Annotated in this window: 24 protein-coding genes; 14 read left to right on the forward strand and 10 right to left on the reverse strand. The window is 70.5% G+C overall.

Annotated features, from left to right (window positions below; genetic code table 11):
* Nucleotides 1–61: 61 nt before the first annotated feature.
* Nucleotides 62–1285, reverse strand: coding sequence for an urea ABC transporter substrate-binding protein (gene urtA / locus QF035_RS49015; protein ID WP_307528900.1), 1224 nt, complete (start codon nt 1283–1285; stop codon nt 62–64).
* A 297-nt stretch (nt 1286–1582) separates the two neighbouring features.
* Complete coding sequence (locus QF035_RS49020) at nt 1583–2698, reverse strand: substrate-binding domain-containing protein (RefSeq protein WP_307528902.1); 1116 nt, start codon at nt 2696–2698, stop codon at nt 1583–1585.
* A 203-nt stretch (nt 2699–2901) separates the two neighbouring features.
* Between QF035_RS49020 and QF035_RS49025 the strand changes: the two genes are divergently transcribed.
* The 4 genes from QF035_RS49025 to QF035_RS49040 all read left to right on the forward strand — a co-directional run bounded on the left by QF035_RS49025 (nt 2902) and on the right by QF035_RS49040 (nt 7483).
* Nucleotides 2902–3348 (forward strand): MarR family winged helix-turn-helix transcriptional regulator, encoded by a 447-nt coding sequence (locus QF035_RS49025; RefSeq protein WP_373466855.1) that lies wholly within the window; start codon nt 2902–2904, stop codon nt 3346–3348.
* Nucleotides 3349–3479: 131 nt separating this feature from the next.
* Complete coding sequence (locus QF035_RS49030; protein WP_307528904.1) at nt 3480–4859, forward strand: aldehyde dehydrogenase family protein; 1380 nt, start codon at nt 3480–3482, stop codon at nt 4857–4859.
* Between the two features lie 196 nt (nt 4860–5055).
* Nucleotides 5056–5940 carry a glycoside hydrolase family 19 protein gene (locus tag QF035_RS49035; protein WP_307528906.1) on the forward strand — a complete coding sequence of 295 codons (885 nt, stop codon included), beginning with the start codon at nt 5056–5058 and terminating at the stop codon, nt 5938–5940.
* A 178-nt stretch (nt 5941–6118) separates the two neighbouring features.
* A complete protein-coding gene (locus QF035_RS49040; RefSeq protein ID WP_307528908.1) occupies nt 6119–7483 on the forward strand; it encodes an RICIN domain-containing protein in 1365 nt (454 codons plus the stop codon).
* Here QF035_RS49040 and QF035_RS49045 read toward each other — a convergent pair.
* Complete coding sequence (locus tag QF035_RS49045; protein ID WP_307528910.1) at nt 7471–8493, reverse strand: helix-turn-helix transcriptional regulator; 1023 nt, start codon at nt 8491–8493, stop codon at nt 7471–7473. The genes QF035_RS49040 and QF035_RS49045 overlap by 13 nt on opposite strands.
* Before the next feature lie 101 nt (nt 8494–8594).
* Between QF035_RS49045 and QF035_RS49050 the strand changes: the two genes are divergently transcribed.
* Entirely contained in the window at nt 8595–9173 is a 579-nt protein-coding gene (locus QF035_RS49050) for a DinB family protein (protein WP_373466856.1), read from the forward strand.
* A 146-nt stretch (nt 9174–9319) separates the two neighbouring features.
* A complete protein-coding gene (locus tag QF035_RS49055; protein ID WP_307528913.1) occupies nt 9320–10417 on the forward strand; it encodes a winged helix DNA-binding domain-containing protein in 1098 nt (365 codons plus the stop codon).
* Between the two features lie 100 nt (nt 10418–10517).
* Here QF035_RS49055 and QF035_RS49060 read toward each other — a convergent pair whose 3' ends face one another.
* Nucleotides 10518–11228, reverse strand: coding sequence for a dienelactone hydrolase family protein (locus tag QF035_RS49060; RefSeq protein WP_307528915.1), 711 nt, complete (start codon nt 11226–11228; stop codon nt 10518–10520).
* Between the two features lie 175 nt (nt 11229–11403).
* Between QF035_RS49060 and QF035_RS49065 the strand changes: the two genes are divergently transcribed.
* Together QF035_RS49065 and QF035_RS49070 are read left to right on the forward strand one after the other, a co-directional pair.
* Nucleotides 11404–11835, forward strand: a complete 432-nt coding sequence (locus tag QF035_RS49065; protein WP_307528917.1) for a VOC family protein — start codon at nt 11404–11406, stop codon at nt 11833–11835.
* Between the two features lie 56 nt (nt 11836–11891).
* Nucleotides 11892–12956 (forward strand): adenosine deaminase, encoded by a 1065-nt coding sequence (locus QF035_RS49070; protein WP_307528920.1) that lies wholly within the window; start codon nt 11892–11894, stop codon nt 12954–12956.
* Between the two features lie 55 nt (nt 12957–13011).
* Here QF035_RS49070 and QF035_RS49075 read toward each other — a convergent pair whose 3' ends face one another.
* Nucleotides 13012–14508 carry a carotenoid oxygenase family protein gene (locus QF035_RS49075; protein WP_307528922.1) on the reverse strand — a complete coding sequence of 499 codons (1497 nt, stop codon included), beginning with the start codon at nt 14506–14508 and terminating at the stop codon, nt 13012–13014.
* Between the two features lie 68 nt (nt 14509–14576).
* Nucleotides 14577–15488 carry a LysR family transcriptional regulator gene (locus tag QF035_RS49080; RefSeq protein ID WP_307528924.1) on the reverse strand — a complete coding sequence of 304 codons (912 nt, stop codon included), beginning with the start codon at nt 15486–15488 and terminating at the stop codon, nt 14577–14579.
* A 113-nt stretch (nt 15489–15601) separates the two neighbouring features.
* Here QF035_RS49080 and mgrA point away from each other — a divergent pair, with 113 nt between their 5' ends.
* Nucleotides 15602–16603, forward strand: coding sequence for an L-glyceraldehyde 3-phosphate reductase (gene mgrA, locus QF035_RS49085; RefSeq protein WP_307528926.1), 1002 nt, complete (start codon nt 15602–15604; stop codon nt 16601–16603).
* Between the two features lie 49 nt (nt 16604–16652).
* Here mgrA and QF035_RS49090 read toward each other — a convergent pair whose 3' ends face one another.
* On the reverse strand, nt 16653–16940 hold the full coding sequence (locus tag QF035_RS49090; RefSeq protein ID WP_189839064.1) for a DUF1905 domain-containing protein: 288 nt from the start codon (nt 16938–16940) through the stop codon (nt 16653–16655).
* 95 nt (nt 16941–17035) lie between these two features.
* Nucleotides 17036–17419: a nuclear transport factor 2 family protein gene (locus tag QF035_RS49095; RefSeq protein WP_307528928.1), complete on the reverse strand. Its 384-nt coding sequence runs from the start codon at nt 17417–17419 to the stop codon at nt 17036–17038.
* A gap of 426 nt (nt 17420–17845) precedes the next feature.
* On the opposite strand from QF035_RS49095, the gene QF035_RS49100 reads away from it, so the two are divergent.
* The 4 genes from QF035_RS49100 (at nt 17846) to QF035_RS49115 (ending at nt 22436) form a co-directional block, all read left to right on the forward strand.
* Nucleotides 17846–18256, forward strand: coding sequence for a hypothetical protein (locus QF035_RS49100; RefSeq protein ID WP_143633933.1), 411 nt, complete (start codon nt 17846–17848; stop codon nt 18254–18256).
* Nucleotides 18257–18341: 85 nt separating this feature from the next.
* Nucleotides 18342–20678 (forward strand): ABC transporter ATP-binding protein/permease, encoded by a 2337-nt coding sequence (locus QF035_RS49105; protein WP_307528930.1) that lies wholly within the window; start codon nt 18342–18344, stop codon nt 20676–20678.
* 19 nt (nt 20679–20697) lie between these two features.
* Nucleotides 20698–21438 (forward strand): hypothetical protein, encoded by a 741-nt coding sequence (locus QF035_RS49110; RefSeq protein WP_307528933.1) that lies wholly within the window; start codon nt 20698–20700, stop codon nt 21436–21438.
* Nucleotides 21438–22436, forward strand: a complete 999-nt coding sequence (locus QF035_RS49115) for a serine/threonine-protein kinase (RefSeq protein ID WP_307528936.1) — start codon at nt 21438–21440, stop codon at nt 22434–22436. The genes QF035_RS49110 and QF035_RS49115 overlap by 1 nt, the downstream gene beginning before the upstream one ends.
* A gap of 82 nt (nt 22437–22518) precedes the next feature.
* On the opposite strand, the gene QF035_RS49120 is transcribed toward QF035_RS49115, so the two are convergent.
* Both QF035_RS49120 and QF035_RS49125 read right to left on the reverse strand, forming a co-directional pair.
* On the reverse strand, nt 22519–23166 hold the full coding sequence (locus QF035_RS49120; RefSeq protein ID WP_307528938.1) for a class I SAM-dependent methyltransferase: 648 nt from the start codon (nt 23164–23166) through the stop codon (nt 22519–22521).
* Nucleotides 23167–23196: 30 nt separating this feature from the next.
* Complete coding sequence (locus tag QF035_RS49125) at nt 23197–24474, reverse strand: streptophobe family protein (protein WP_307528939.1); 1278 nt, start codon at nt 24472–24474, stop codon at nt 23197–23199.
* A 164-nt stretch (nt 24475–24638) separates the two neighbouring features.
* On the opposite strand from QF035_RS49125, the gene QF035_RS49130 reads away from it, so the two are divergent.
* Nucleotides 24639–25949 (forward strand): DUF6777 domain-containing protein, encoded by a 1311-nt coding sequence (locus QF035_RS49130; protein ID WP_307528941.1) that lies wholly within the window; start codon nt 24639–24641, stop codon nt 25947–25949.
* Nucleotides 25950–25965 lie beyond the last annotated feature (16 nt).

Genomic DNA, 25965 nt, shown 5'->3' on the forward strand with positions numbered 1-25965 from the left:
GGGGAGGCGGGACGCGGGACCGGCCCTCTCTTCAGAGGGCCGGCTCCTGCGTGACGGTCGGTCAGGAGAGGCCGGAGGCCCAGGAGTAGCCCTTCAGGTACGGGTCCGGCTTGATCGCCTTGCCGGAGTCCCACACCTGCTCGATCAGCCCGTCGGTGCCGATCTTCCCGATCCGGGCGGTCTTGTAGATGTGCTGGCTCGCGCCGTCCACGGTGACCTCGCCCTCGGGAGCGTCGAAGGTGATGCCGTCGGAGGCCGCCTTCACCTTCTCCGGGTCGAAGGACTTGGCCTTCTCGACCATCGCCTTCCACAGGTAGACCGAGGTGTACGCGGCCTCCATCGGGTCACTGGTCGGCTTGTCCTGGCCGTACTTGGCCTTGTAGGCCTTCACGAACTTGGTGTTCGCCTCGCCCGCGGTCGTCTGGTAGTAGTTCCAGGCCGTCAACTGGCCCGCCAGATACTGCGATCCGATCGACTTGACCTCTTCCTCGGCGATCGACACCGAGACCACCGGCATGCTCTTGGCGGTCAGGCCGGCCGACTTGTACTCTTTGAAGAAGGCCACGTTCGAGTCGCCGTTGAGGGTGTTGAAGACCGCATCGGCCTTCGACGCCTTCACCTTGTTGGCGATGGTGCTGAACTCGGTGGAACCCAGCGGCGCGTAGTCCTCGCCGAGCACCTTCATGCCATTGGCCTTCGCGTACGCCTTGATGATCTTGTTGGCGGTGCGCGGGAAGACATAGTCGCTGCCCACGAGGTAAATGCTCTTCTTGCCCTGGCTCTTGAGGTAGTCGAGCGCCGGGACGATCTGCTGGTTGGTGGTGGCACCCGTGTAGAAGATGTACGGGGACTCCTCAAGTCCCTCGTACTGCACGGGATAGAACAGCAGGGACTTGTTCTTCTCGAAGACGGGCTTCACGGCCTTGCGGCTCGCGGAGGTCCAGCAGCCGAAGGTGGCCGTGACCCGGTCCTCCTTGATGAGCTTGTTCGCCTTCTCGGCGAACGTCGGCCAGTCGGAGGCGCCGTCCTCGCTGATCGGCCTGACCTTCTTGCCGAGCACTCCGCCCGAGGCGTTGATCTCGTCGATCGCCAGCTTCAGCGAGTCGCGTACGGTCACCTCGCTGATCGCCATGGTGCCGGAGAGCGAGTTGAGCAGGCCGACCTTGACGGTGTCGCCGCTCGTGTCGGCCTTGGCGGCCGCGTCGGACGAGCCGCCCGCCGAGTCGGTCTTGGCGCCGCACGCGGAGAGCACGACGACGGCGGTGAGCGCGGCGGCGCCCGCCATCACCCGGCGTCGGGAAGGACCGGACCCCTTGAAACCCTTGAAACGACTGGAACCGCTGGAACCGCTGGACAAAAGAACCCCCTCGGGCTGGGAGGACAACCTCCTCCTGAAGTGCGGTCCACAGCCTCAAGTCACCCTGTTTCCAGGGTGTTTCGCGGTACTTTCCCGGCGGTATCTTCCGGCTCTCACCGGGAAACAAAAAATGCCCGGGGCGGAATTCTTCGCATGAATTCACAGTTCGCCCGAGGCATTCTAATTACTTCCTGCGGGAAGTATCTTCGCGGATGCGCGGACATGTCAAGGCCGGGTTTCGTGAAGATCCAGCTGGGCCACGACGTCGAAGTCCACACCGTCCGCCCGCGCGAGGTAGATGCGCTGGCGGACATGGCTGCCGCGCAGATGGAGCAGCCCGCGCGGCCCCTCGTACGAGACGGTGTCCGCCGCCGCGCCGATCGCGGATACGTCGAGGGTCCTGGCGCGGTCGATGAGCGCGGCCAGCAACAGGACCCCCTCGTAACACGATTCGCCGAGACTGCCGAGAACCGGTGCCTCGACTCCGTACCGTCCCGCGTACTGGCCGTGGAAGTCGAGGGTGTCCTGATTGGCGAGAGAAGCGAAGAAACCCGCCGTGCTGTAGAGGCCGGTGGTGGCCGTGGGGCCGCTCGCCATCAGCATGTTCTCGTCCATCAGGGTGCTGAGCCGAAGACACCGCTCGTCGAGGCCGGACGCGGCGAACGCCCGGTTGAACCGGACCGCGTCGCTGCCCACGAGCAGCATCAGCACGCCGTCCGCCTCCGAACGCTCGATCCGTCGCAGCACCCCGTCGAAGTCGTGTGTGCCGAGCGGCAGATAGGCGGCCTCCGCGCAGATACCGCCGCCCGACTCGCGCGCGTATCGGTGCGCCGCACGGGCCGTACGGCGGGGCCACACATAGTCGTTGCCCACGACGAACCACCGGCGCACCCGGTGCTCACGGGCCAACAGGCTCATGGCGGGCCGCAGTTGGTCGTTCGGGGTCTCACTCGTCAGGAACACACCGGCCGTGTCCTCGCCGCCCTCGTACAGCGCCGTATACACGTAGGGCACTCGGTGGGCGATCCGCGGCGCCAGCTTCTGGCGTACGGAGGAGATGTGCCAGCCGGTGACGCCCTGCACGATGCCGAGGTCGACCAGGGCCTCGACGTTCTCGGCGATGCGGTGCGGCTCGGCGCCGCCGTCGACCGGCAGCAGCCGCAACTCCTTGCCCAGTACCCCGCCCGAGCGGTTGACCTCCTCCACGGCAAGGCGGGCGCACAACTCGCACGTGGGCCCGAAGATCCCCGCGGCGCCCTGCATGGGAAAGACCAGCGCCACGCTGACGACCGAGTCGTCGGCCGTGAACCAGTCGAGCGGAGGCGGGTCGAGCCGGACCATGGGGGCATGATTCCGGGAACACCCGGTGAACTCCAATCCGTCTCGGGGTACGGTCCGCGCCCGGGGCGGCAGGACCCTGTACTCGATGGGTGTGCGGCGGCCGGACCCTGGCATGCGGTGCGCGCGTGCGGCGGCAGATGTGGGAGATCCTTGTGGGAAGCGGGACTTGTACGATGTGCTGACCCCCGGGAGCGAGGAGAAGGATGCCGACCCCACCTCCGCGTCGGTCTCAGGACCTCATGCACCTCTTGACGCGGGCCGAACGACTGGCGGCGCGCCGGCTCCAGGCTGCCCTGGACGAACACGGCTGCTCGCTCGACGCCTGGCGTGTGCTCTCCCTGCTCTCCGACGGTGAGGGGCACCCGATGGCGGCGGTCGCCGAAGCGGCTTTCCTGCCGCCCCCCACCCTCACCAAACTGGTCGACCAGCTCGTCGACCAGAACCTCGTCTACCGACGCGTCGACCCCCTGGACCGGCGCCGCATCCTCGCCCACCTCACTCCGCGCGGCGAGGACCACTGGCGGCGCGTCGACCGCGAGGTCCGCGCCCAGTGGCCCGTCCTGAGCGACGGCGACGACGAACTGCTGCGGGGGCTCCTGCACCGGCTGGCGGACACGCTCGACGGGGCGGCGGCCGAGTCCTCCGTGTAGGTGTCGGCCGCCGGGGGGCCTCGCCGCGAGCCGCCGTTGCGCCCTCGGTGTGATCTGTGACGCTCATGGCCGTTTGCTGCGCGTGGTGCGGAATCATGATGCCGTATAAATGGTTGGCATATACATCGAGCTTGCCGCTCGACCCCACCGCACGCGGGCCACCGGCCCACTCCGACCAGCGAGGCACCGTGAACCAGCCCACCCCCGAGCAGCCCGCCGATGTCGTGGCCCGGCTGCGCGCCACCTTCCGCTCCGGCCGCACCAAGCCCGTCGTGTGGCGCACCACCCAGCTGCGCCGCCTGCGCGAGCTGCTCACCACGCACGGCGAGGGCCTGGCCGCGGCCCTCCACGCCGACCTGGGCAAGAGCTCCACCGAGGCGTTCCGTACGGAGATCGACTTCGTCGTGCGGGAGATCGACCACACCCTGGAGCACCTCGGCGAGTGGCTGCGCCCCGAGTCCGCCCCCGTCCCCGCGCACCTCGGCGAGGACGCCACGGCCTGGACGCAGTACGACCCCCTCGGCGTCGTCCTGGTGATCGCGCCCTGGAACTACCCGGCGCAGCTCCTGCTCGCGCCGATGCTCGGTGCGCTCGCCGCCGGCAACGCGGTCGTCGTCAAGCCCAGCGAGCTGGCTCCGGCCACCTCGGCCTTCCTCGCCCGGTGGCTGCCGGAGTACCTGGACACCGACGCGATCGCCGTCGTCGAGGGCGGCATCCCCGAGACCACGGCCCTGCTCGCCGAGCGTTTCGACCACATCTTCTACACCGGCAACGGCACCGTCGGCCGCATCGTCATGACCGCCGCCGCCCAGCACCTCACCCCGGTCACCCTGGAACTGGGCGGCAAGTCCCCGGCGTTCGTCGACCGGGACGCCGACCTGACCGTCGTCGCCGACCGCCTCGCCCGCGGCAAGTTCCTCAACGCCGGACAGACCTGCGTCGCCCCCGACTACGTACTCACCGACCCGGAGACGGCCCGCGCCCTGGAACCGGCTCTGGCCAAGGCCGTCGAGGGCCTGTACGGAACCGACGCCGCCACCTCCACCGAGTACGGCCGGATCATCAACGAGCGGCACTTCGACCGCCTCAGTGGACTGCTCGACTCCGGTCGTGTCGTGGTCGGCGGTGACAGCGACCGCGCCACCAAGTACATCGCGCCGACCGTTCTGGCCGACGTGGACCCCGATTCGCCGGTCATGGGCGAGGAGATCTTCGGCCCGGTCCTGCCGATCGTGACCGTGCCGGGGCTCGACGAGGCCGTCGAGTTCATCAACGACCGGGACAAGCCACTGGCTCTGTACGTCTTCACCGAGTCCGACGTCACCCGCGAGCGGCTCGCTGCCGAAACGTCTTCCGGCGGCCTCGGCTTCGGTCTGCCGCTCGCCCATCTCACCGTCTCCGACCTGCCGTTCGGCGGTGTCGGCGAGAGCGGCATGGGCAACTATCACGGTCGCTACTCCATCGAGACGTTCAGTCACCGCAAGGCGGTTCTGGAGAAGCCGCTGGGCTGAATCGGAGCGGCCGCGGGGCGGGTTGACTGGTCTACACCCTTGACTGGTCCAGACCAAGGGAGTTGAGTGTGCCTCCACACCCCCCACCACGGCCGCCCCGTACGCCGTGGCCGGTCACACCGGCCTGCGCGCACAAGGTTCCGCTCCGCTGTGCCCGCGTACGGGCGCGGCCGTGCTCCGTGAAGGAGTTGGTCCTGTGTCGAGGCGTCGTATCTCCGCGTTCGTGGCCGCGCTCATGCTCGCAAGTGCCGCGCCGGTGCTCCTGCCGGCGTCGAGCGCGTCCGCAGCGGCCTGTTCGAGCTACCCGAGCTGGGTGGCCGGCAAGTCCTACGTCACCGGCAACATCGTCCGCTACACCGACGGCAAGGCCTACATAGCCGAGCACGACAACCCGGGCTACGACCCCACCATCAGCACCTGGTACTGGGAGCCGTACGCCTGCGACGGAGGCACCAACCCCTCCGGCTTCGTCGTGAGCGAGGCGCAGTTCAACCAGATGTTCCCGAGCCGGAACTCGTTCTACACGTACAGCGGGCTGAAGGCCGCGCTGAGCGCCTACCCGGGCTTCGCGAACACCGGCAGCGACACGGTGAAGAAGCAGGAGGCCGCCGCCTTCCTCGCCAACGTCAGCCACGAGACCGGCGGGCTGGTCCACATCGTCGAGCAGAACACCGCCAACTACCCCCACTACTGCGACTGGGGCCAGCCGTACGGCTGCCCGGCAGGCCAGGCCGCGTACTACGGCCGCGGACCGATCCAGCTCAGCTGGAACTTCAACTACAAGGCCGCGGGCGACGCGCTGGGCATCGACCTCCTGGGCAACCCCTGGCTCGTGCAGAACGACGCCGCCGTGGCCTGGAAGACCGGCCTCTGGTACTGGAACACCCAGAACGGCCCCGGCACCATGACCCCGCACAACGCCATGGTCAACCAGGCCGGCTTCGGCCAGACCATCCGCTCCATCAACGGCTCCCTGGAGTGCGACGGCAAGAACCCCGCCCAGGTGCAGAGCCGGGTGAACAACTACCAGCGGTTCACCTCGATCCTCGGAGTCTCGCCGGGCAACAACCTGTACTGCTGAGGTACCGCCCGGGTACGCCCGGCGGCCGTGGGGCGGCGGCTCGATGTCGCCGCCCTGTCCGGCCGGTCCAGGCTATTGACCAGTACATACCAAGCCGATTGAGTGTCCCGCGCAGACCCCCCATTTCCCGGCTGCCGCTTCCGGCGCCGTCGCGCTGCTGAAAGGGACCCCTACCGACATGCGGATGCATCGCCCCCTGCTCGCCCTCACCGCCGCCGGAGCGGCACTCACCTCCGTCATGGCCGCTCCCGCCCACTCGGCGGCGGTCCCGACGGGGGGAGTGTTCTACGTGCAGAGCGCTGTCACCGGCCTGAACGCCGCCGACAGCGGGGGAGCGGTCGTCCAGCGAAACCCCAAGGGCAACGAGGACCGACAGCAGTGGACGCTCCGGTCGAGCGGTTCCTCGTACGTGCTGGAGAGCACCGACACGGCGGGCAGTTGCCTCGGCCGCTCCGGCGGTCAGGCGAGAACCGTTGCCTGTACGAGCGGCGACGCCCCGTGGGAGATCACGGCGACGGGGACCGACCAGTACCGGCTCAAAGTCCCGGGCGCCGACCAGTACTTGACGGTGGCCGCGAAGCCGTCCGGCTCCAACTACCCGGCCCAACTGGCCCTGGGTACGGCGGGGAACCTGGCCTCCTGGTACCTGACTCCCACGACGTCCCCGAGCTCCCCGATGCCGTCCCCTGACCAACGCACCCTGGACCAGGTCACGTTCCTCACGTCCCACAACGCGTACGCGAACGGCGTCGACGGCGGATTCGCGCCACCCTTCGTCAACCTCGTCCCGAACCAGAGCCGGGGAATCAACCAGCAACTCACCGACGGTGTACGCGGGTTCATGCTGGACATCCACCAGACCTCCGACGGCGCGATCCTCTGCCACAACAGCTGCACCCTCGTCAGTCGGCCGGTCGCGCTGTGGGTGGACATCCAGCGCATGGTCGACTACCTGAGGGCGAACCCGAACGAGTTCGTCACCGTCTTCCTGGAGGACTACGTCGACCCGGGCGTCCTGCGCAGCGAACTGGCCCGGGTGAACGGCCTGTCCGACGTGCTGTACCGCCCCGACCGGACCGGCGTGCGCACGAACGGGTGGCCGAAGATGTCGGAGCTCATCGCGGCCAACGACCGGCTCCTCATCTTCACCGACCACAGCCGCTCCGCCGACCAGTCCGCCGGCCTCACCCGCGACAGCTTCGGCGTGATGTACCAGCGCGAGTGGACCGTCGAGAACTACTGGTCCATGGGCTCCGGTCTCGGCGTCTCCGACTGGTCCTGCTACAGCCGCTGGTACGACGCCAACTCCAACGTGCCCCTCACCTCCACGGCACCGCCGTTCCGGCCGCTCTTCGTCATGAACCACTTCCGTGACGCGGCGATCGCCTCCACGGCCACCACCGACAACACCAAACTCACCGACCGGGCCCAGCGCTTCTGCCAGCCCGCCGCCCGCAAGAAGCCCAACTTCCTCGCCGTGGACCGGTACGACCTCGGGAACCCGGCGGCCGCGGTGTCGACGCTCAACGGCTACACGTACTGACGCCTCTCGCCGAGTGGGCCCGTCGCCGCGTTCGCGTAGCGGCGGGCCAACTGAGCGAAGGCGTCGCGGAGTTCGTCCGGGCCGACGACCTCGATGTCGGCGTCGAACCTGCCGATGTCGGCGGCCAGGCCGGGCCACGACCATGAACCCAGGACGAGCCGGCAGCGGTTCGGGCCGAGCTCCTCGACGACTCCGTCGCGGGAGTAGCGGGACACCTCGGCGGCGGGGAGACGGAGGATCACCTCGCCGCGGCAGGGCCAGTCGCCGGAGCCGCCGGACCCGTCGGAACCCCGGAACCGGCCCGCCACGAAAGCGGCCACATCGCCGCCGGGCAGCTCGCGCGGAGTGAACCGGGGCCCTGTAGGGACGCGCGGGGTGATCCGGTCGGCGCGAAAGGTGCGCCAGTCCTCGCGGTCCAGGTCCCAGGCGACGAGATACCAGCGCCCGCCCCAGGTGACGAGGTGATGGGGCTGCACCCGGCGCGGTGCGGTCATGGCCGGATCGTCGTCGCCCGCTCCGCGAGGTGAGGCGTAGTCGAAACGCAGCACATCGCGGGCATGGACGGCTGTGCCGAGTGCCATGAGTACGCCACTGTCGACCCGCGACTCCGGCCGGGTCGCGGATCGCCCGACGGCGGTGACCTGGAGCATGTCGATCCGGCGGCGCAACCGCGCCGGCATCACCTGCCGGACGGTGGTCAGCGCACGCGCCGCGGCCTCCTCGATGCCGGCGCCGGTGGTCGTGGCGATCTGGAGCGCGACGGCGAGGGCGACGGCCTGCTCGTCGTCGAACAGCAGCGGCGGCAGATCGGCTCCGGCGTCGAGCCGGTAACCGCCGTCGGGCCCTTTGAAGGCCACGATGGGATAGCCGAGCTCGCGCAGCCGGTCGACATCGCGGCGCACGGTACGCGGACTGATGTCCAGCCGCTCCGCCAGCAGCGCCCCCGGCCAGTCCCGGCGCGCCTGGAGCAGGGAGAGCAGGGACAGCAGTCGGGCTGACGTCTTCGGCATGACACCCATACTGGCCCGAGAAGAGGACACTCCCTGTCCGCTTCTGCTGCGACTGTCGTTCTCGTACCGAACAACGGGAACGACCAGAAGGACCGATCACTGTGACCGCCATGACCACGCCCCCTGTCACTCCCGACGCCGAGCGGGCCGACCTGATCGCCGCGCTCGCGACCGCGCGGACAGCCCTGACCGACACCGTGCGCGGGCTCACCGACGAGCAGGCCGGTGAACGCCCGACCGTCAGCGCGCTGTGCCTGGGCGGGCTGATCAAGCACGTCGCCTCCATCGAGGAGGGATGGCTGCGCTTCGTGGTCGACGGCCCGTCGGCGCTGCGCCACGACCTGCCCGACGGCGTCACCTGGGCCGACATCGCGGCCGGTACCGCACGCGAGTTCCCGCAGTGGATGATCGACCACCAGAACGACTTCCTGATGCTGCCCGGCGAGACGCTGGCCGGTGTCGTCGAGCGCTACGACCAGGTCGCCGCCCACAGCGAGAAGATCATCGCCTCCGTGCCCGACCTCTCGGCGACGCATCCGCTGCCGGAGGCGCCTTGGCACGAGCCGGGAGCCGTGCGCAGCGTGCGCCGGGTGCTGACGCACGTCATCGCCGAGACCGCCCAGCACGCCGGGCACGCGGACATCCTGCGCGAGACGCTCGACGGGCGGAAGTCGACCTGACGCAGACGGATCCGGACCGGGTCGGGCCACCGCCCCGACCCGGTCCCGACCTCGGAATCCCGCACATATTCGAAGTACGTATTCGAAGTACGCATTCGAAGGGAAGAGCGCACCATGAGGTTCGGCCAGGCCCCGGGGGCGACCCGATGACCGTTCTCGACGCCCGGGCGCTCAACAGGGCAACGCTGGCACGGCAGTTGCTGCTCGACCGCGCCGACATACCGGTGCTCGACGCCGTCGCGCACCTCGGCGGTCTGCAGGCGCAGGAACCGCAGGAGCCGTTCGTCGGGCTCTGGTCGCGGCTGCGCGCGTTCGACCCGGCAGTGCTCTCGGACCTGTTGACCGGACGGAGCGTGGTGCGCACCCATCTCATGCGCCGAACCGTCCATCTCGTCACCGCCGCCGACGTCCTGGCCTGGCGGGCCCGCCACGACGCCATGCTGCGCCAACGGGTACTCGGGGTCTACCGCGGTGAACTCGCCGGAGTGGATCTCGACGAGCTCGCAGCTGCGGGCCGGGCCGTCATGGCCGACGGCGAGCCCCGCTCGATGAGCGAACTCGCGCGGGCGCTCGCCGACCGCTGGCCGAAGCCGGGACCACGGCCACTGGGCGAAATGCTGGTCGCCGCCCTCATCCCGATGGTGCAACTGCCACCGCGCGGACTGTGGCGCACCCGGGCGGGAGTGCGCAACGCCCCGCTCTCCTCCTGGCTCGGGCGCGAGATCGACCCGCCCGCCCCGGACGGCTCCGACCCTGTGGGTCAGGACCTGGTGCGGCGCTATCTGGCAGCGTTCGGCCCCGCCGCCTCGGCCGACCTGCGCGCCTGGTGCGGTCTCGCCGGACTGCCGGCCGCGATCACCGCCGTGCGCGAGGAGTTGGTGACCTTCCGCGACGAGCGAGGACGGGAACTGCTGGACCTTCCCGACGCGTTGCGCCCCGACCCCGAAACCCCCGCCCCGGCGCGGTTCCTGCCCGCGTTCGACAACGCGATCCTCGGGTACCACGACCGCGGCCGGATCATCGACGACGCTCACCGCGGCCTGTCGGTCGCCGGGGCTCGCGTCGTCCTGGTCGACGGCCGGGTCTCCGCGACCTGGCACGTGGAGGCGGACACCGTGCTGGTCACCCCGCTGCGTCGCCTCTCCCGGGCCGAACGCACCGATGTGGCCGAGCAGGGGCGGGAGTTGGCCGCGTTCCTCTCCGACGGCGCAGGCGATCGCGTACGGATCGCCGCGTCCTCCTGAGGAGCGACAGGAGCGCCGGGAGTGCTGGGAGCGCCCCACCCGTGAGTGACGCGGGTCCATGCGCGACCCGCGTCACGGCACCGCCGTACCGCCGCTCCGGTCAGCCCAGCTGTGCGTGCAGGAAGTCCACCGTGCTCCGCCAGGCCAGGGCCGACGACTCGGGCTCGTGGACCTCGGGGCGGCCGTCGTTGAAGAAGGCGTGGTCGGCGGGGTAGACGCGGAAGTCCGGGGTGATGCCGGACTGCTCGCGGATCGTGTCGCGGAGCGGGGCGAGGGAGTCGACGGGAATGGCCGAGTCGCGCTCGCCGTAGTGGCCGAGGATCTGCGCCTTGAGGCCGGAGAAGTCGGGGGTCTCGCCCTGGATGACGCCGTAGAAGGGGACGGCGGCGTGGACGCGCGGGTCGGTGGCGGCCTGGTAGAGGACGAAACCGCCGCCCATGCAGAAGCCGACCGAGCCGACGGTCCCGGAGGTGACCTCGGGCATCGCGAGCAGATGGTCGACGGCACCGGAGAGCAGCTCGACGCCGCGCGCCACGGGCAGGTCCTGCATCATGCGGTACGCCTCGGCGCTGTCGTGGGCGACATTGCCGCCGTACAGGTCGGGAGCCAGCGCCACGAAGCCCTCCTTCGCCAGGCGCTCGGTGACGTCCGCGATGTGGTCGGTGAGGCCCCACCACTCCTGGATCACGATGACGCCGGGCCCCTGTCCGGAGGGCGGCAGCGCCAGATAACCGTGCGCGGTGGTCCCGCCGCTCGGGAACGTGACGTTCTGGTGGGTGGGGGCTCCGGTCGACCTGGGCGTCTCGGACATGGTGTGTCACTCCTGTCGCTTGATCTTGACTCCAGCATGCAGGAGGCCGGTACGGCGACGGCACGCGGCCCCTCCTTCCCCGGGGCGGGAGTCCCTGTGTCTCGCCATGCCGTATCCTCGCGTGTTACGTATAACCCGCCCCGTGTCCTGCCCCTTCACTCCCCGAGAGGCTCCGATGAAACGCGTCGCCCTGGTCACCCTCGTCGTCGACGACTACGACGAGGCGATCCGCTTCTACACCGAGGCTCTCGGATTCCGGCTCGCCGAGGACAGCCCGCGACCCGACGGGTCCCGCTGGGTCGTCGTGGAGCCGGACACCGGAGGGCACGGCACCGGCCTCCTGCTGGCCCGGGCCAAGGACGAGGCCCAGCGCGGCCGGGTCGGCGACCAGACCGGCGGACGTGTCGGCTTCTTCCTGCACACCGACGACTTCGCCCGCGACCACGCACGGATGACCGCGGCGGGCGTGACCTTCCTGGAGGAGCCGCGGCACGAGACGTACGGCTCGGTCGTCGTCTTCCAGGACCTGTACGGAAACCGGTGGGATCTGCTGCAGCCCGCCGCGCCCGACCCGCGGCCCGCCGCTCCCGACGCGACCGCCCAGTGATCAGCACTCCCCATCCACAGACGACATCCACCGAGAACCTGCCGAGGAAACACCGCATGACCGCGTCCCGCATCGACATCGACACCATCCGCCGGCTCCCCAAGGCTGTCCTGCACGACCACCTCGACGGCGGCCTGCGCCCCGCCACGCTCGTCGAACTCGCCGACGCGGTCGGCCACACGCTCCCCACCACGGACCCGGACGAGTTGGCCGCCTGGTACTACGAGGCCGCCAACTCCGGTGACCTGGTCCGCTACATAGCCACCTTCGAGCACACCCTCGCTGTGATGCAGACCCGTGAGGGCCTGCTGCGGACCGCCGAGGAGTACGTGCTCGATCTGGCCGAGGACGGTGTCGTCTACGGCGAGGTGCGTTACGCCCCCGAGCTGCTGGTCAACGGCGGGCTGGCCCTCTCCGAGGTCGTCGAGACCGTGCAGGAGGGACTGGCCGCCGGTATGGCGAAGGCGGCAGCCGCCGGCACCCCGGTCCGGGTCGGCACCCTGCTGTGCGGGATGCGCATGTTCGACCGGGTCCGCGAGGCGGCCGACCTGGCCGTGGCCTTCCGGGACGCGGGCGTCGTCGGCTTCGACATCGCGGGAGCCGAGGACGGCTTCCCGCCCGCCGACCACCTCGGCGCCTTCGAGCACCTGCGCGTCGAGAACGTCCCGTTCACCATCCACGCCGGCGAGGCCCACGGCCTGCCCAGCATCCACCAGGCCCTCCAGGTCTGCGGCGCCCAGCGCATCGGACACGGCGTCCGTATCACCGAGGACATCGTGGACGGCAAGCTCGGACGCGTCGCGGGCTGGGTGCGCGATCGCCGCATCGCCCTGGAGATGTGCCCAACGTCCAACCTCCAGACGGGCGCTGCCACTTCGATCGCCGACCACCCGATCACGCGCCTGCGCGACCTGGGCTTCCGCGTCACGCTCAATACCGACAACCGGCTGGTCTCCGGCACGACCATGACCCGCGAGATGTCCCTGCTCGTCGACGAGGCGGGCTGGACCCTCGACGACCTGCGCACGGTCACGGTCAACGCCCTGAAGAGCGCGTTCATCCCGTTCGACGAGCGGGCCGCCCTCATCCGGGACGTCGTCCTGCCGGGCTACGAGCTCTGAGCACCCCGAGGCCGGCCGGACCGCTCAGCGGTTGCGGCCGGCCTCTCACGTGCTCTCACGCGTCGGCCACCCAGTTCCCGTGGAAGCCCAGCGGCACCCGCCCCGGCAGCTGGACCCGGGCCACCGGCTCACCTGTGAAGTCCTGAGCGGACAGGATCAGCAGATCGGCCGCGCCCCGGTCGGGATTGTGGACGTACGCCAGCGTGTAGCCGTCGTCCTCGGCCGCCCTCCGGTCCGCCGGGTCCGAGGCCACGAACACCGGCTCGCCGGCCGCCGCGTGCCGGGGCAGCCGGTGCGCCTGAGTCGTACCGCGCATCAGGTCGTGCTTGATCAGCTCGTTGCGGAAGACGCGGTCGGGCGGGTTCCCGTCGGGCGTCACATACGCCAGCGTCAGCTCGGCGGAGGCTGCCGAGTACCCGTACCGATGCCGCCGCCCCACCAGCGACTCGTTGACTCGCGGGAACTCCTGAGGCCGGTCGTCCAGCACCTTGGTGCGTACGCGGCCCCGGTCGAGGTCGACCGTCCAGCGGTGCAGCCGCGGGGTCCCGGCCCCGTACGGTCCGCCTGAGCCGCGTCCCGCGACGAAGAAGGGCGCCGCAATGGCCGTGAGGTCGACGACCACCGACGATCCCTCGTCGTAGGCGTTGAGGGTGTGCGAGTAGTACGTCGGCTCCGCCTCGATCCAGCGGATCCGGCCGCCGGCCCGCGGCAGCACACCGACTCGCGCGGCATGCCGGTCGTTCCACACGTATGGCACCAGGTCTCCCCGCTCGGCGCCCGCCGGGTCGAAGGTGACAGGCATGTCGAAGATGACGACGTACTTCTCGGTGAGCGCGAAGTCGTGGATCATCGGGCTGTCCGACACCGGGATCCTGGTGGTCCTGACGACCCGTCCCGCCGCGTTCACCACCAGGTGCCGGATGTGGTTCCAGGTCGGGTAGTACGTGATCGCGTGCAGCTCGCCCGACTCCGCGTCGAGCTTGGTGTGCGCCGTGAACGCGCCCTCCAGGGTGCCGCGGAAGTCGTACGTGCCCACCGTGTTGAGCTCGTAGTCGAGTTCGTACGGCAGAGGACCGCTCTCCTGGAGGGCCAGGACCCGTCCGCGGTGACCGATGACGTGGGTGTTGCAGGGGAAGTCGTCCGGCGGCACCGGTCCCGGGTAGGGCTCGCCGAGCTTCTCGGCGACGCGGGAGGAGCGGACCCAGCGGTTGCAGTACCACTCGGCGCGGCCGTCCCGCAGCCGGACGCCGTGCACCATGCCGTCGCCCTGCATCCAGTGGTGCGCCCGGGGGTCCTCCAGGCCAAGGACGTTCGGCCCGTTCCTGAGGTAGCGGCCGTTCAGCTCGCGCGGGATCCGTCCTGTGACGGGGAGGCCGAAGGCGGTCAGCTCTTCGGTGACCGGTGCGAACGCCCCTTCCAGGAACGGGAAGTGGCGCCCCTTCGAGGCGGCGGGAGCACCTGCGGCGAGTCCTCCCGTCGCCCCTACGAGTCCGCTCGCCGCCGCGATGGCCGCCGCCCCGCGCAGTACGTTCCGTCGGCTGTGCTCAGTCATCTCCGCACTCCCGTGCCGCAGTTGTCGTGATCGATGTGCACGAGTCTGCGGCGGGGGAGCGGGCCGGGTCAGGAGTGTTGGAGCCCCTCCTGGGGTGGTGCCAGGCCCCCTGTTTCGAGCAGCGACATCAGGGCCCGGGCGGCCGGACTGGTCGCCTCCGGGGGCGGGAGCATGGCGACGGTCTCGTACGGCGTCTCGGTGTCGGCTTTGAGGGGGAGTGCGGGCAGGGCCCGCCGTTTGTGGGCGAAGTGGCGCGGTACGACGGCGATGCCCAGGCCCTCTTCGACGAGGTCGAGGAGGCTGTGCACGTCGTTCACCTCCAGGGCGACCGTGCGGTGCACACCTGCCGCCGCGAAGGCCGCGTCTGTGGTGCGGCGCGGCCCCCAGTCGGGGTGGAAGTCGACGAAGGACTCGCCGCCCAGTTCGTCCGGGGTGACGGGCCCTCCGGTCGCCAGCCGGTGCGAGGGGTGGCAGAGCACGGTCATCGGCTCGCTGGTCAGGGGCAGACAGCGGAGCTGCTCCGTGTCGGCGCGGGTCGTCACGGCGAAGGCCAGGTCCAGGCGGCCGGCGGCGACGTCCTCGGCGAGCGCGCCCGAGCCGGCCTGCCGCAGCCGGATCTCCACGTCCGGATGCTGCCGACGGAACGCGGCCAGCAGTTGCGCGACGGGCACCCCGGCGATGCACTGCTCGGTGCCCAGTGAGAGTGTGCCGCGCAGCACGCCCTGTACGGCGGCCACGGCGTCCTGGGCCGCGCGGACCTGCGCGAGGATCCGTTCCGCCTCGGTCAGCAGGGCCCGGCCGGCCTCGGTGAGCGTGACGCGGCGGGTCGTGCGGACGAACAGCGGGGCCCGCAGCTCCCGCTCCAGCGCGCGGATCGATGCCGACAGACCGGACTGGGACACCATCAGGCGTTCCGCTGCCCGGGTGAAGTGCTGGTCCTCGGCGACCGCGACGAAGTGCTGCAGGTGGCGCAATTCCATGATTGAGAAGCGTATCCGCTGAATCCCATCCGATTCTCCTGTTGGACCGCTGTCGAGCGGGCAGGCGAGAGTGGACACCGGTCCACTCCGTACCGACCCCTCTGGAGAACGCGTTGTACACCGCACACACCGACCGTTACGCGGACATGCCCTACCGGCGCACGGGACGCAGCGGCCTGAAACTCCCCGCGCTCTCCCTCGGCCTGTGGCACAACTTCGGCCCCGACCGTCCCGTGGAGACCCAGCGTGCGATCCTGCGCCGGGCGTTCGACCTGGGCGTCAGCCACTTCGACCTGGCGAACAACTACGGGCCTCCGCCCGGCGCCGCCGAGTCGGCCCTTGGTGAGGCGCTCAAGGCCGACTTCGGCCCGTACCGCGACGAGCTGGTCATCTCCACCAAGGCCGGATACCTGATGTGGCCGGGCCCGTACGGCGAATGGGGCTCCCGCAAGTACCTGCTGTCCTCGCTCGACCAGAGCCTGGGCCGGATGGGCCTCGACTACGTCGACATCTTCTACTCCCACCGCCCCGACCCGGAGACTCCCCTGGAGGAGACGATGGGCGCGCTGCACTCGGCGGTCCAGCAGGGCAAGGCGCTGTACGTCGGTGTCTCCAACTACTCGCCGGAGCAGACCCGCGAGGCCGCCCGCATCCTGGGCGAGCTGGGCACCCCGCTCCTCATCCACCAGCCGCGCTACTCGATGCTCGACCGGCGCCCGGAGGAGGGGCTCCTGGACGCGCTCGACGAGCTGAAGGTGGGCTCGATCGCCTACTCGCCGCTGGAGCAGGGCCTGCTCACCGGCCGCTACCTCGACGGCATCCCGGAGGGCTCGCGGGCCGCCAGTGACAGCCCCTTCCTGAGCGCCGACACGGTGACCGAGGACCTCGTCGGCAACCTGCGCGCCCTGGCCGACATCGCCAAGTCCCGCGGTCAGTCCCTGGCCCAGATGGCGCTCGCCTGGGTACTGCGCGGCGGCCGGGTCACCTCCGCCCTGATCGGCGCGAGCAGCCCGCAGCAGCTGGAGGACAGCGTGGCTGCCACGGGCAACCTGGACTTCTCGGAGGACGAGCTCACCCGCATCGACGAGATCGTGCGGCAGGCGTCCAAGGCCTGAGTGCCGGGTACGGACCGACGGACCGACCCCCGAGCCGTGGGCGAGGGGGTCAGTCCGTGACGCGTTCCTCCAGTCGTACGGTCACGGTGTCCCCGGCCTCCTTGCCGATCGCCTTGCGGACGTCGGCCTTCACGGGAAGCTTGTGGGTGCCGTCGCCGAGGGCCATGAACGAACTCCGGAAGGGATGGCCGTCGATCGTCCCGCGGACCTTGACCAGTCCGCGCGTGCCGAAGAATCCGACGGACTCCGGCCAGACGAGATAGGTCCAGCCGCCCTTCTCGGGACTCTTCAGAAGTACCGCGGTGAATTGCTGGTCCAATTCGGTGCCCGTGCTCATGATGTCCTCCGCTGTCCCGGTGGTCTCTCCCACTCGGTGGTCTCTCCTATACGAGACCACCGGGCGCGGCAAAACTCATCGCGACAGCCGTGGTGTCACGCCCCGGCGGGCATCCGGTCCAGGAATCCGTGCACGCTCCGTATCCGCCCGTCGTCGCTCAGGGTGATCACGTCGAAGCCGGCGACCGGCGCCGAGCCGTCCGCGACGGCGACCAGCTCCCAGCCGAAGCGGGCGAGGTCGTGGTGGCCGTCCACGGCACCGGTGAGCCGGAACTCGAATCCGGGGAACTGCTCGTGGGCCCCGGCGATCACAGCCGCGATCCCTTCGTGCCCGCGGACGTCGGCCAGGGGGTCGGTGTACGTGCCGTCCGCGGTCCAGGCGGCGGTCACGGCCTTCGTCAGGGCCTCCTCCCCGCCCGCGTTCCAGGCCTCGAAGTAGCGGGCGACGGCGGTTTCGTAGCGGTCCTGGTTCGCGGACATGGGCGATCAGCCTCCATCGAGGTCGTACGTGCTCGTACGTACTGGTCAGGGCCCGGATCGGACGTCGTCGGGATCCGGTACCGCAACCATGCCGGGCGTCGCCGGAACCGTCGATTACCCCTCGGGTAATGCCCGCGGACACCTCTCGGGTGATGCCCCCGGATGACCCTGATCTCCACGGCCGAGTCATTTCAGCCAGTCACCGCGGTGAATATGCCAGGAGACTGGCTGGAATGGCATGGTGACAGTGTGTCAGGAGTGGCGATACTTGAATGCTAGGGCTATTCACAGCCCTGAGAACGGCTCGGGAATTGCCAGGGGATCACCCGGCGGACCGACCGAAGAACAGCGCCATCGTGCACCACCAGCGAGCCGCAGGAAAGAGAGGCCGGACCGGCAGCAAGCGGATGCAATGGGGGAGCGATCGTGCACGACGAATTCCTTTGCCATGTCACCGCGTACGGAGTGTGCGGGGGCATGTGGGTCGGTGTACCGCTCGGCACCTACCGGGCGCCCACCCTGGCGCTGGCCATGTGGTGGTTACGGGACCGGGCGTCATGGATGGCCGAGCGCCTCGATCCGAACCCCGACGCCCCGTACTTCCCGCCGAACTCGATGATGCCCGTCTCGGCCACGGCCCCCGACGTGCCCGGCGTGCTGCGCGCGTGGTGCGGCGACATCTTCCAACAGGAGCTGGCCGCCGAGGAGCTGGCCGCGGGGCATCTGGTCCGTATCGCCACGAGTGACGACACCACCGAGTACGAGCTGCTCGCGGAGTCGGTCGACGCCCTGCGCATGCAGCGCACCCTCCCCTTCCTGTCCATGCCGGCCGCCTGATCCCCGATCCCGGCGGAACCGCTCGGGCGTGGCCCCCGCCGACCCGCAGCAGGCGCACATGTGGACGAATAGCTAGAATTCAGGCATGGGAGAGCGTTCAGTGGCGCCCGAACTCGTCCTCGAAACCGAGACGGGGTCCACGGTGATGACCCCGAACCACGACTATCACGTCGGCCGCGACCCGCTGAGCGACATCGTCATCGACGACGCCCGGGTCTCCTGGCACCACGCGGTCCTGCGGCCCAATGCCGATCACTGGACGCTCTGGGACGAGAACAGCACGAACGGTACGTACGCCGACGGCCGCCGCGTCCACGAGTGGGACGTCGGCCCCGGCAGCGTCATCCGCTTCGGCAACCCCGCCGACGGCCCGAGCGCGGTGCTCGCCGGCCGGCCCCCGCCAGCCCCCGAGCGCCCCTCCTCCGTCTCCCTGCCCGCCGCGACCGGCACCTTCCGGCAGCCCACGACCGTGCGCCCGCTGCCCGCCCGTATGGTCCGCATCGGCCGCGGCGGCGACAACGACCTGGTCGTCGACGACCTGATCGTGTCCAGACGGCACGCGGAACTGCGCGCCCAGCCGGACGGGACGTACGAGATCGTCGACCTGGGCAGCCACAACGGCACGTTCCTCAACGGGCAGCCCGTCACCCGGGCCTCCATCGACGCGGGCGACATCGTCGGCATCGGCCACTCGGCGTTCTGCCTGGTCGGCGACCAGCTTCAGGAGTACGTCGACACCGGCGAGGTCTCGCTCGACGTGCAGGACCTGTCGGTGGCCGTCGACAAGGGCCGCAAGACGCTCCTCGACCGGGTCTCCTTCCCCGTCGGCGAGAAATGCCTGCTGGCCGTCGTCGGGCCCAGCGGCGCAGGAAAGTCCACGCTGCTCAACGCCCTGACCGGCCAGCGGCCCGCCGACCGGGGCACGGTCCTGTACGACGGCCGCGACCTGTACCGCGACTACGCCGAGCTGCGCCAGCGCATCGGACTCGTACCGCAGGACGACATCCTGCACGCCCAGCTGACCGTGCGGCGGGCCCTCACCTACGCCGCCCAGCTGCGCTTCCCGCAGGACACCGCGAAGGCCGAGCGCCGGGCCCGGGTCGACGAGGTCGTGCGCGAGCTGGGACTGGAACAGCGCGTCGGGCAGCCCATCCACAGCCTCTCCGGCGGCCAGCGCAAGCGCGTCAGCGTGGCCCTGGAGCTGCTCACCAAGCCCTCGCTGCTCTTCCTCGACGAGCCGACTTCCGGCCTCGACCCCGGTATGGACCGCTCCGTGATGCACATGCTGCGCGGCCTCGCCGACGACGGGCGGACCGTCATCGTGGTCACCCACAGCGTCCTCAGCCTCGACGTCTGCGACCGGCTGCTCGTCCTGGCACCAGGCGGCAAGGTCGCCTACTACGGGCCGCCCGACGAGACCCTCGCCTTCTTCGGCTACGAACAGTGGCCCGAGGCGTTCGAGGCCTTCGAGCGGGACCGCGAACGGGACTGGGCCGGCGACTACCTGGCGTCGCTCCAGCACCGGCAGTACATCGTCAACTCCACCGCCCAGCCGCACATGGGCCAGGCCGCCCCGGCCCCTGGCGCGGTTTCCCGCCCGCCCAAGGCGCAGAGCTGGGGCTCCCAGCTGGGCACGCTCGTGCGCCGGTACGCGGCCGCGCTCAGCGCCGACCGGACGTTCCTCGCCATCATGATCGCCCTGCCGTTCGTGATGGGCGCCATGGCCCGGGCCCTGGCCGGCAGCAAGCTGACGCAGGAGACGGCGATGAACGCGCTGCTCATCCTCTGCGTCGGCGGAGTCCTCACCGGCGCGGCCAACGCCGTGCGCGAACTGGTCAAGGAACGGGTGATCTACCAGCGAGAACGGGCCGTCGGTCTGTCCAGATCGGCGTACCTGATGTCCAAGGTCGTCGTCCTCGGCACGATCACCGTCCTCCAGGCCGTCGTCCTGACCCTGGTGGCGTTGCTCGGCGTCGACCTGAACGCGCCCGGCGGCGAGGGCGTGCTCATGCCGCCCCTCGTCGAGATCACGGTCGCCGTCGCCCTGCTCTCCTTCACCGCGATGATGCTCGGCCTCCTCGTCTCCGCCCTGGTGCGCAAGGAGGAGGTCACGATGCCCCTGCTCGTGCTCCTCGCCATCGTCCAGGTCGTGTTCTGCGGCGCGCTGCTGAAGCTCGACGGCGTCCCCGGCATCGAGCAGCTGTCCTGGCTGGTGCCGTCCCGCTGGGCGCTCGGAGCCATGGCGGGCACCATCGGCCTGGCCCGGCTCGTCCCGGGCGACCTGACCGCCGACCCGCTGTTCAAGCACTCGGCGGGCGTGTGGCTGCTCAACATGGGCATGCTCGTGGTCCTCTCGGCCGTCTTCGGCTATCTGGTCGCCCGGCTGCTGAGGCGGCACGAACCCGAAGTCATGCGGAAGTAGCCCGCAGGAAGCAGGCGCGATGACGACGACCGAGGACTTCCGCCCCACCCACGTGGTCCCGCAGGACGGCCTGCCGGCCTGGGAGGCCCCGGACCCGACCAGACCCACCGTGCCGCTCGACGCCCTCCTGCCGGTCCGTCTCGTCGAGCGGCGCGGTGACTGGGGGCACGTCCTGTGCGCCAACGGCTGGTCGGCGTGGGTGGACGGGCGTCTGCTGCTCGCCGTACCGCAGGAGCCGCCTGCCGCCGGACAGCCTCTCGCCCGTACCGCCGACCCGCGCCCCCTGCTCGCCCGCGTCGAGGAGACGGTCGGCCGCTACCGGCAGACGGTCGAGGAACTGGCGGCCGGACGCCTCGACGGGGAGGAGTTCCACGGCCGTACGAAGGGCATGCGGGTCGGGATTGTCGTCGACGGGGAGGCCGTGTGGCTGTACGAGGCCGAGCACGAGCGGTGGGTGTACTGCGACGGCACTCGGCTGAGCACGTACGCGACACCCAAGCCGGTCGAGGACGGACCGGGGCCCAATGACGAGGCCGGCCCCGAGCCGCCCGCCGCGGCCCGGCCCGAGCCGCCCGCGGCGGGCGACCCCGAGCCCACTCAGATCGTGCCGGGCATCGGGCCGGAACCGACGCAGGTCGTGGGCAACACGGATCCGGAACCGACACGGATCGTGGGCGACAGGGGTGCGGAACCTCCTGAGCCCGGGGAAGACCGCAGTCACGCCCCCACCCGGTTCGTCACGGGCGACGGTGACGGCTGATGCCGCACGACACGAGCCTGTACGCGGGGCGGCCCTCCGACCTGATCGGCAAGCAGATCGCCGGCTACCGGATCGAGCGCGAGGTCGGCCGCGGTGGCATGGCCGTCGTCTACCGTGCCAAGGACCTGCGCCTCGACCGCACGGTAGCCCTGAAACTGCTCGCACCGGAACTGGCCCGCAACGACACCTTCCGCAAACGCTTCACGCACGAGTCACGGGTGGCCGCCGCGATCGACCACCCGCACATCGTGCCGGTCTTCGAGGCGGGCGAGACCGACGGCGTCCTCTACATCGCCATGCGGTACGTCGCCGGTCGCGACCTGCGCCATCTCCTGGACCGCGAGGGCCCGTTGGCGATCGCGGACGCCACCCGTATCGCCATCCAGGTGGCGTCCGCGCTCGACGCCGCCCACGACCACGGCCTGGTCCACCGGGACGTCAAACCGGGCAACATCCTGGTCGCGGCGGGCACGGACAGTGACCATCCCGAGCACGTCTACCTCACCGACTTCGGCCTCACCAAGAAGTCGCTGTCCCTGACCGGGTTCACGACGGTCGGCCAGTTCGTCGGCACGCTCGACTATGTGGCGCCCGAGCAGATCTCCGGCCGTCCTGTCGACGGCCGCTGTGACGTCTACAGCCTCGCCTGCGTGGTCCACGAGACCCTGACGGGTCATCCGCCCTTCCAACGGGACGACGACATGGCGCTCTTGTGGGCCCACCAGTACGACCAGCCGCCCACGCTGACCTCGCAGCGGCCCGAACTCGCCGAACCGGTCGACGGGGTCCTGGCGAAGGCCCTCGCCAAGAGTCCCGATGACCGGTACGAGTCGTGTCTTGCCTTTGTGACCGCGTTGCGTGCGGCTGCGACGGGCGTGGCCGTCGGTCATGCGCCCACGCAGGTGGATATGCGTGCCGTGGACGGGCCTCGGCGTCCGGGGCCCCCGCCCGGGCCGCCGAGGTGGGCCCGGCCCGTGTTTCCAGGCTCGGCGGGGTGAGGGTCTGCTTGGACCGGTGGGTTCGTGCGGGTTGTAGTGGGCTGGTCGCGCAGTTCCCCGCGCCCCTGACGGGGCACCGATGTCAGACCTTGCTGAGCAGCAAGTGAGCCTGCGGGAAGTCGCGTTTGGCATCCGGCGGGGCTACTTGTCGTAGGCGGGCCGTCTCGGTGAAGCCCGTCTCACTCAGCAGGGCGGCGACGCGGTCGGGGGACCAGTGGTAGGCGAGCGCCACCTTGTGGTCGAAGGACTCGGCGAGCTCCGACGGGTCGTCGTGGGCCTGGAAGGCGAGCAGCAGGCGGCCGCCGGGTGCCAGGACCCGGTGGAACTCGGCGAATACCCGCGGCAGTTGCTCCGGCGGGGTGTGGATGATCGAGTAACGGGCCAGGACACCTCCGAGGCTGCCGTCCGCCAGGTCCAGGGCGGTCATCGAACCCACCTCGAACCGCAGCTCCGGATGGGCCGCCCGGGCGATTGCGATCATCTCCGGCGACAGGTCGACGCCGGACGCGTCCAGGCCGAGCGAGTGGAGTAACCCGGTCACATGGCCCGGTCCGCAGCCGAGGTCGGCGACCGGACCGCCGCCGTCCGCCCGCACGAGGTCGGCGAACGCCATGAGCATGGCCCGGTCCAGTGGATGCTCCTCCAGACCGTTGGCGAAGAGCTCGGCGTAGAGGGCGGCCATGGAGTCGTAGGCCGTTCGGGTGGTGCGCAGGAAGTCTGGTTCGATCATGGGTGCGTACCGTAGTACGCCCCACTGACATCAGGCCTTCGGGTTCTCCACCTCGCCGCGGTGGCGTACGCGAGTGGCGAGCAGTGCGCCCACGAAGCCCGTGACCAGGCCCCAGAGCAGGGCGAAGCCGATCGCCCCCCACAGTTGTGGCCGCAGGAAGAGTTCGCCGGACAGGCCGCCGCCGACGTCGCCGATACCGAGCAGCGACAAGCCGTAGTGCGCGTCGATCCGGCCGATGAGGCAGACCGTGAGCACTGTGAGGGCGAGCGCCACGGCCATGTGCACGGCGTGCTGCCAGGCCCGTGTCCGGGCCGGTGAGCGTTTGGCCATCAGGAACGCGACGGCCAGCAGCAGCACGGCGTCGACGACCACGAGCCACCACACCCTGCCGTCCTGTTCGGAGAGCGTCCGCAGGTTGAGGGTGGAGAGGTCGGGCGTCCGCAGCACGCTGTCCAGCACGCGCGGCATCGGCAGCCCGAACGGCCCCTCGACGCGCCCCTCCCAGGAGGCGCCGAGACCGATGGTGAAGACCAGCCAGACGAGGTTCGGCAGCCCCAGGAGGATCACGGCGAGCGTCTCCGGCGCACGGCCGCGCGTCACCGCCACCACCAGTGCGATCACCACGCCGAGGGCGACGAAGGAGAGGAGCAGCACGACCATGGCGTACGCGGCCGGCCGTACCGACTCCTGGAAACGCAGCAGCCGGGCCGGGAGCGGGGCCCTGGGCGAGACGAGCAGCGCGATGACGAGGACGCCCGCCAGCCACAGCAGGCCGAAGGCCAGCGTCACGGGCACGTCGGCCTTGAAGCCGACCCGGGGCGACGAGGCCCCGAAGATGTCACCGATGTCGGAGAGCGTGCCCTCGCCGAGCGAGATCGCGAAGGTCTGACGGGCCGACAGCGCCAGCGCGGCCAGCGCGAGGAGCCACAGGACGGCGATTCTCGCGGCCCAGCCGGCCAGTTCGGGGGCGCCCGCGACGGCCCGGTGGCGCAGTGGCCGGAGGAATCCGGCGGCGACGACCAGGACTCCGGCAAGGGTGACCGACAGGGGAGTGACCGACATCCCCGCCTTGGTCTCGGCGATCGCTCCGGCGTCTCCCGTGAGCTCGATCGAGCCGCCGACCGCCACCACGACAGTGGCCGCGACGACCCGGGGGAACGCGCCGTCCGGCAGGTCGGCGGCCCCGGCGGCCCACAGGCCGAGCGCGGCGACCACGATCATGGCGATCAGCCCGGCCAGGACCGTCACCAGGGCGTGGACCCAGCCGTGGCGGGCCACTGCCTGGTCGGGGACTGTCTGGAGGCTCACCCTGCCCACGCTAAGCAGGCCTTCGGCGGTGCGCCCGCCGAGAGGGCCGACCGCGTCGGCTTGCGAGCTGTACGGGACAGGAGCACACAATGGGCACGTTGTGGAAGAAAGCGGCATGAAACGTAAGAAGTGCCGCGGGATCCCTACGCCGGGAAGAAGAGCTCGTGAGCGTCGAACCGCCGTCGTCCGGCCGCCCCACAGGACCGCCCTCCGGCCCCTTGTCGGGGCCGACCCAGCCGAGCTCCACGCCGCCGCCTCCGGGCGACCAGGGCCCCTCGGGGCCTTCGGGTCCTTCGGGCGGCGGATCGGGCGGCGGTCCGTCGGGTCCCTCAGGTCCGTCGGGTCCGTCGGGTGACGGTCCAGGTGGTCCCGGAGGTCCGTCCGGTCCGGACGGACCTGGTCAGGGCCCCGGAAAGGGGCCCGACCGGGCCTGGTGGCAGTCGGCCCCGCGCGTCGCCGTCATCGCCGCCACGATCGTCGTCGCCGTCACCCTGGTCGTCGTCTTCACCCGTTCGGACGGTGGCACCTCGGGCGCGGGCGGCGGCGAGGTCTTTCTCCAGGCCGCGGGCAAGTCGGGCCCCGACCCGTTCACCGAGTCGACCGCGGAGGACAGTTCCGCTCCGCCCGTGACGCCCTCGCCGACGGAGACCGCCGAGTCCGGCAACGTCACGCGCGGCGTGGAGGGTTCGGCGCCCGGCCTCTACGGCGGTACGCAAAAGGTGGCCAGCTGCGACGTCGAGAAGCAGATCTCCGCACTCCAGAAGGCCCCGGCCAAGAACAAGGCGTTCGCCTCGGTCCTGGGCCTCCAGCCCTCCGGCGTGCCCGCGTATCTGCGCTCACTCACCCCCGTGCAGCTGCGGATGGACACCCGCGTCACCAACCACGGCTACCGCGACGGCAAGGCCACCAGCTACCAGGCGGTCCTGCAGGCCGGCACCGCCGTACTCGTCGACGACCGCGGTGTGCCCAGGGTGCGGTGCGCGTGCGGCAACCCGCTGACGCCGCCGGTCGCGCTGAAGTCCACGCCCAAGCAGACCGGCGACTCCTGGCCGTCGTACCGGGCGTCGAACGTCGTGGTCGTCGCGCCCGCGACCCAGGTCATCAACGTCTTCGTGATCTACGACCCGGACAGCGGCGACTGGTTCAAGCGGCACAAGGGCGACACCGGGGTCAAGGACCAGAAGACGGATCCGCCGACGGACCGGCCCTCGCCGTCCGAGAGTTCGCTGTCGCCGAGCTCCGCGTCGCCGTGCGTGTCCGTGCCTCCCGGTGAGACCGCGCCGCCCGACGGTTCGGCGAGCCCCTGCCCGGAGACGTCCTCGGCGACACCCTCGTCACCGTCCCCGGAGACCGAGTCGCCCTCGTCCGAGCCCCCGTCGGCGGAGACCTCCGACTCGGAATCGGCCGACATCACGACGGAGTCGGCCGCCAGCAACAGTGCCCCGGAGTCGGCCGCGACCTCCCCGGGGCTCTGAGCGCCGGTCCGTTCCG

It is taken from the genome of Streptomyces umbrinus, assembly GCF_030817415.1.
Lineage (GTDB): Bacteria > Actinomycetota > Actinomycetes > Streptomycetales > Streptomycetaceae > Streptomyces > Streptomyces umbrinus_A.

Coding starts and splice junctions, on each gene's coding strand:
- urtA (WP_307528900.1), bottom strand. CDS start 1,285: ATGGCGGGCGCCGCCGCGCTCACCGCCGTCGTCGTGCTCTCCGCGTGC.
- QF035_RS49020 (WP_307528902.1), bottom strand. CDS start 2,698: ATGGTCCGGCTCGACCCGCCTCCGCTCGACTGGTTCACGGCCGACGAC.
- QF035_RS49025 (WP_373466855.1), top strand. CDS start 2,902: ATGCCGACCCCACCTCCGCGTCGGTCTCAGGACCTCATGCACCTCTTG.
- QF035_RS49040 (WP_307528908.1), top strand. CDS start 6,119: ATGCGGATGCATCGCCCCCTGCTCGCCCTCACCGCCGCCGGAGCGGCA.
- QF035_RS49045 (WP_307528910.1), bottom strand. CDS start 8,493: ATGCCGAAGACGTCAGCCCGACTGCTGTCCCTGCTCTCCCTGCTCCAG.
- QF035_RS49055 (WP_307528913.1), top strand. CDS start 9,320: ATGACCGTTCTCGACGCCCGGGCGCTCAACAGGGCAACGCTGGCACGG.
- QF035_RS49060 (WP_307528915.1), bottom strand. CDS start 11,228: ATGTCCGAGACGCCCAGGTCGACCGGAGCCCCCACCCACCAGAACGTC.
- QF035_RS49065 (WP_307528917.1), top strand. CDS start 11,404: ATGAAACGCGTCGCCCTGGTCACCCTCGTCGTCGACGACTACGACGAG.
- QF035_RS49070 (WP_307528920.1), top strand. CDS start 11,892: ATGACCGCGTCCCGCATCGACATCGACACCATCCGCCGGCTCCCCAAG.
- QF035_RS49075 (WP_307528922.1), bottom strand. CDS start 14,508: ATGACTGAGCACAGCCGACGGAACGTACTGCGCGGGGCGGCGGCCATC.
- QF035_RS49080 (WP_307528924.1), bottom strand. CDS start 15,488: ATGGAATTGCGCCACCTGCAGCACTTCGTCGCGGTCGCCGAGGACCAG.
- QF035_RS49090 (WP_189839064.1), bottom strand. CDS start 16,940: ATGAGCACGGGCACCGAATTGGACCAGCAATTCACCGCGGTACTTCTG.
- QF035_RS49095 (WP_307528928.1), bottom strand. CDS start 17,419: ATGTCCGCGAACCAGGACCGCTACGAAACCGCCGTCGCCCGCTACTTC.
- QF035_RS49105 (WP_307528930.1), top strand. CDS start 18,342: ATGGGAGAGCGTTCAGTGGCGCCCGAACTCGTCCTCGAAACCGAGACG.
- QF035_RS49110 (WP_307528933.1), top strand. CDS start 20,698: ATGACGACGACCGAGGACTTCCGCCCCACCCACGTGGTCCCGCAGGAC.
- QF035_RS49115 (WP_307528936.1), top strand. CDS start 21,438: ATGCCGCACGACACGAGCCTGTACGCGGGGCGGCCCTCCGACCTGATC.
- QF035_RS49120 (WP_307528938.1), bottom strand. CDS start 23,166: ATGATCGAACCAGACTTCCTGCGCACCACCCGAACGGCCTACGACTCC.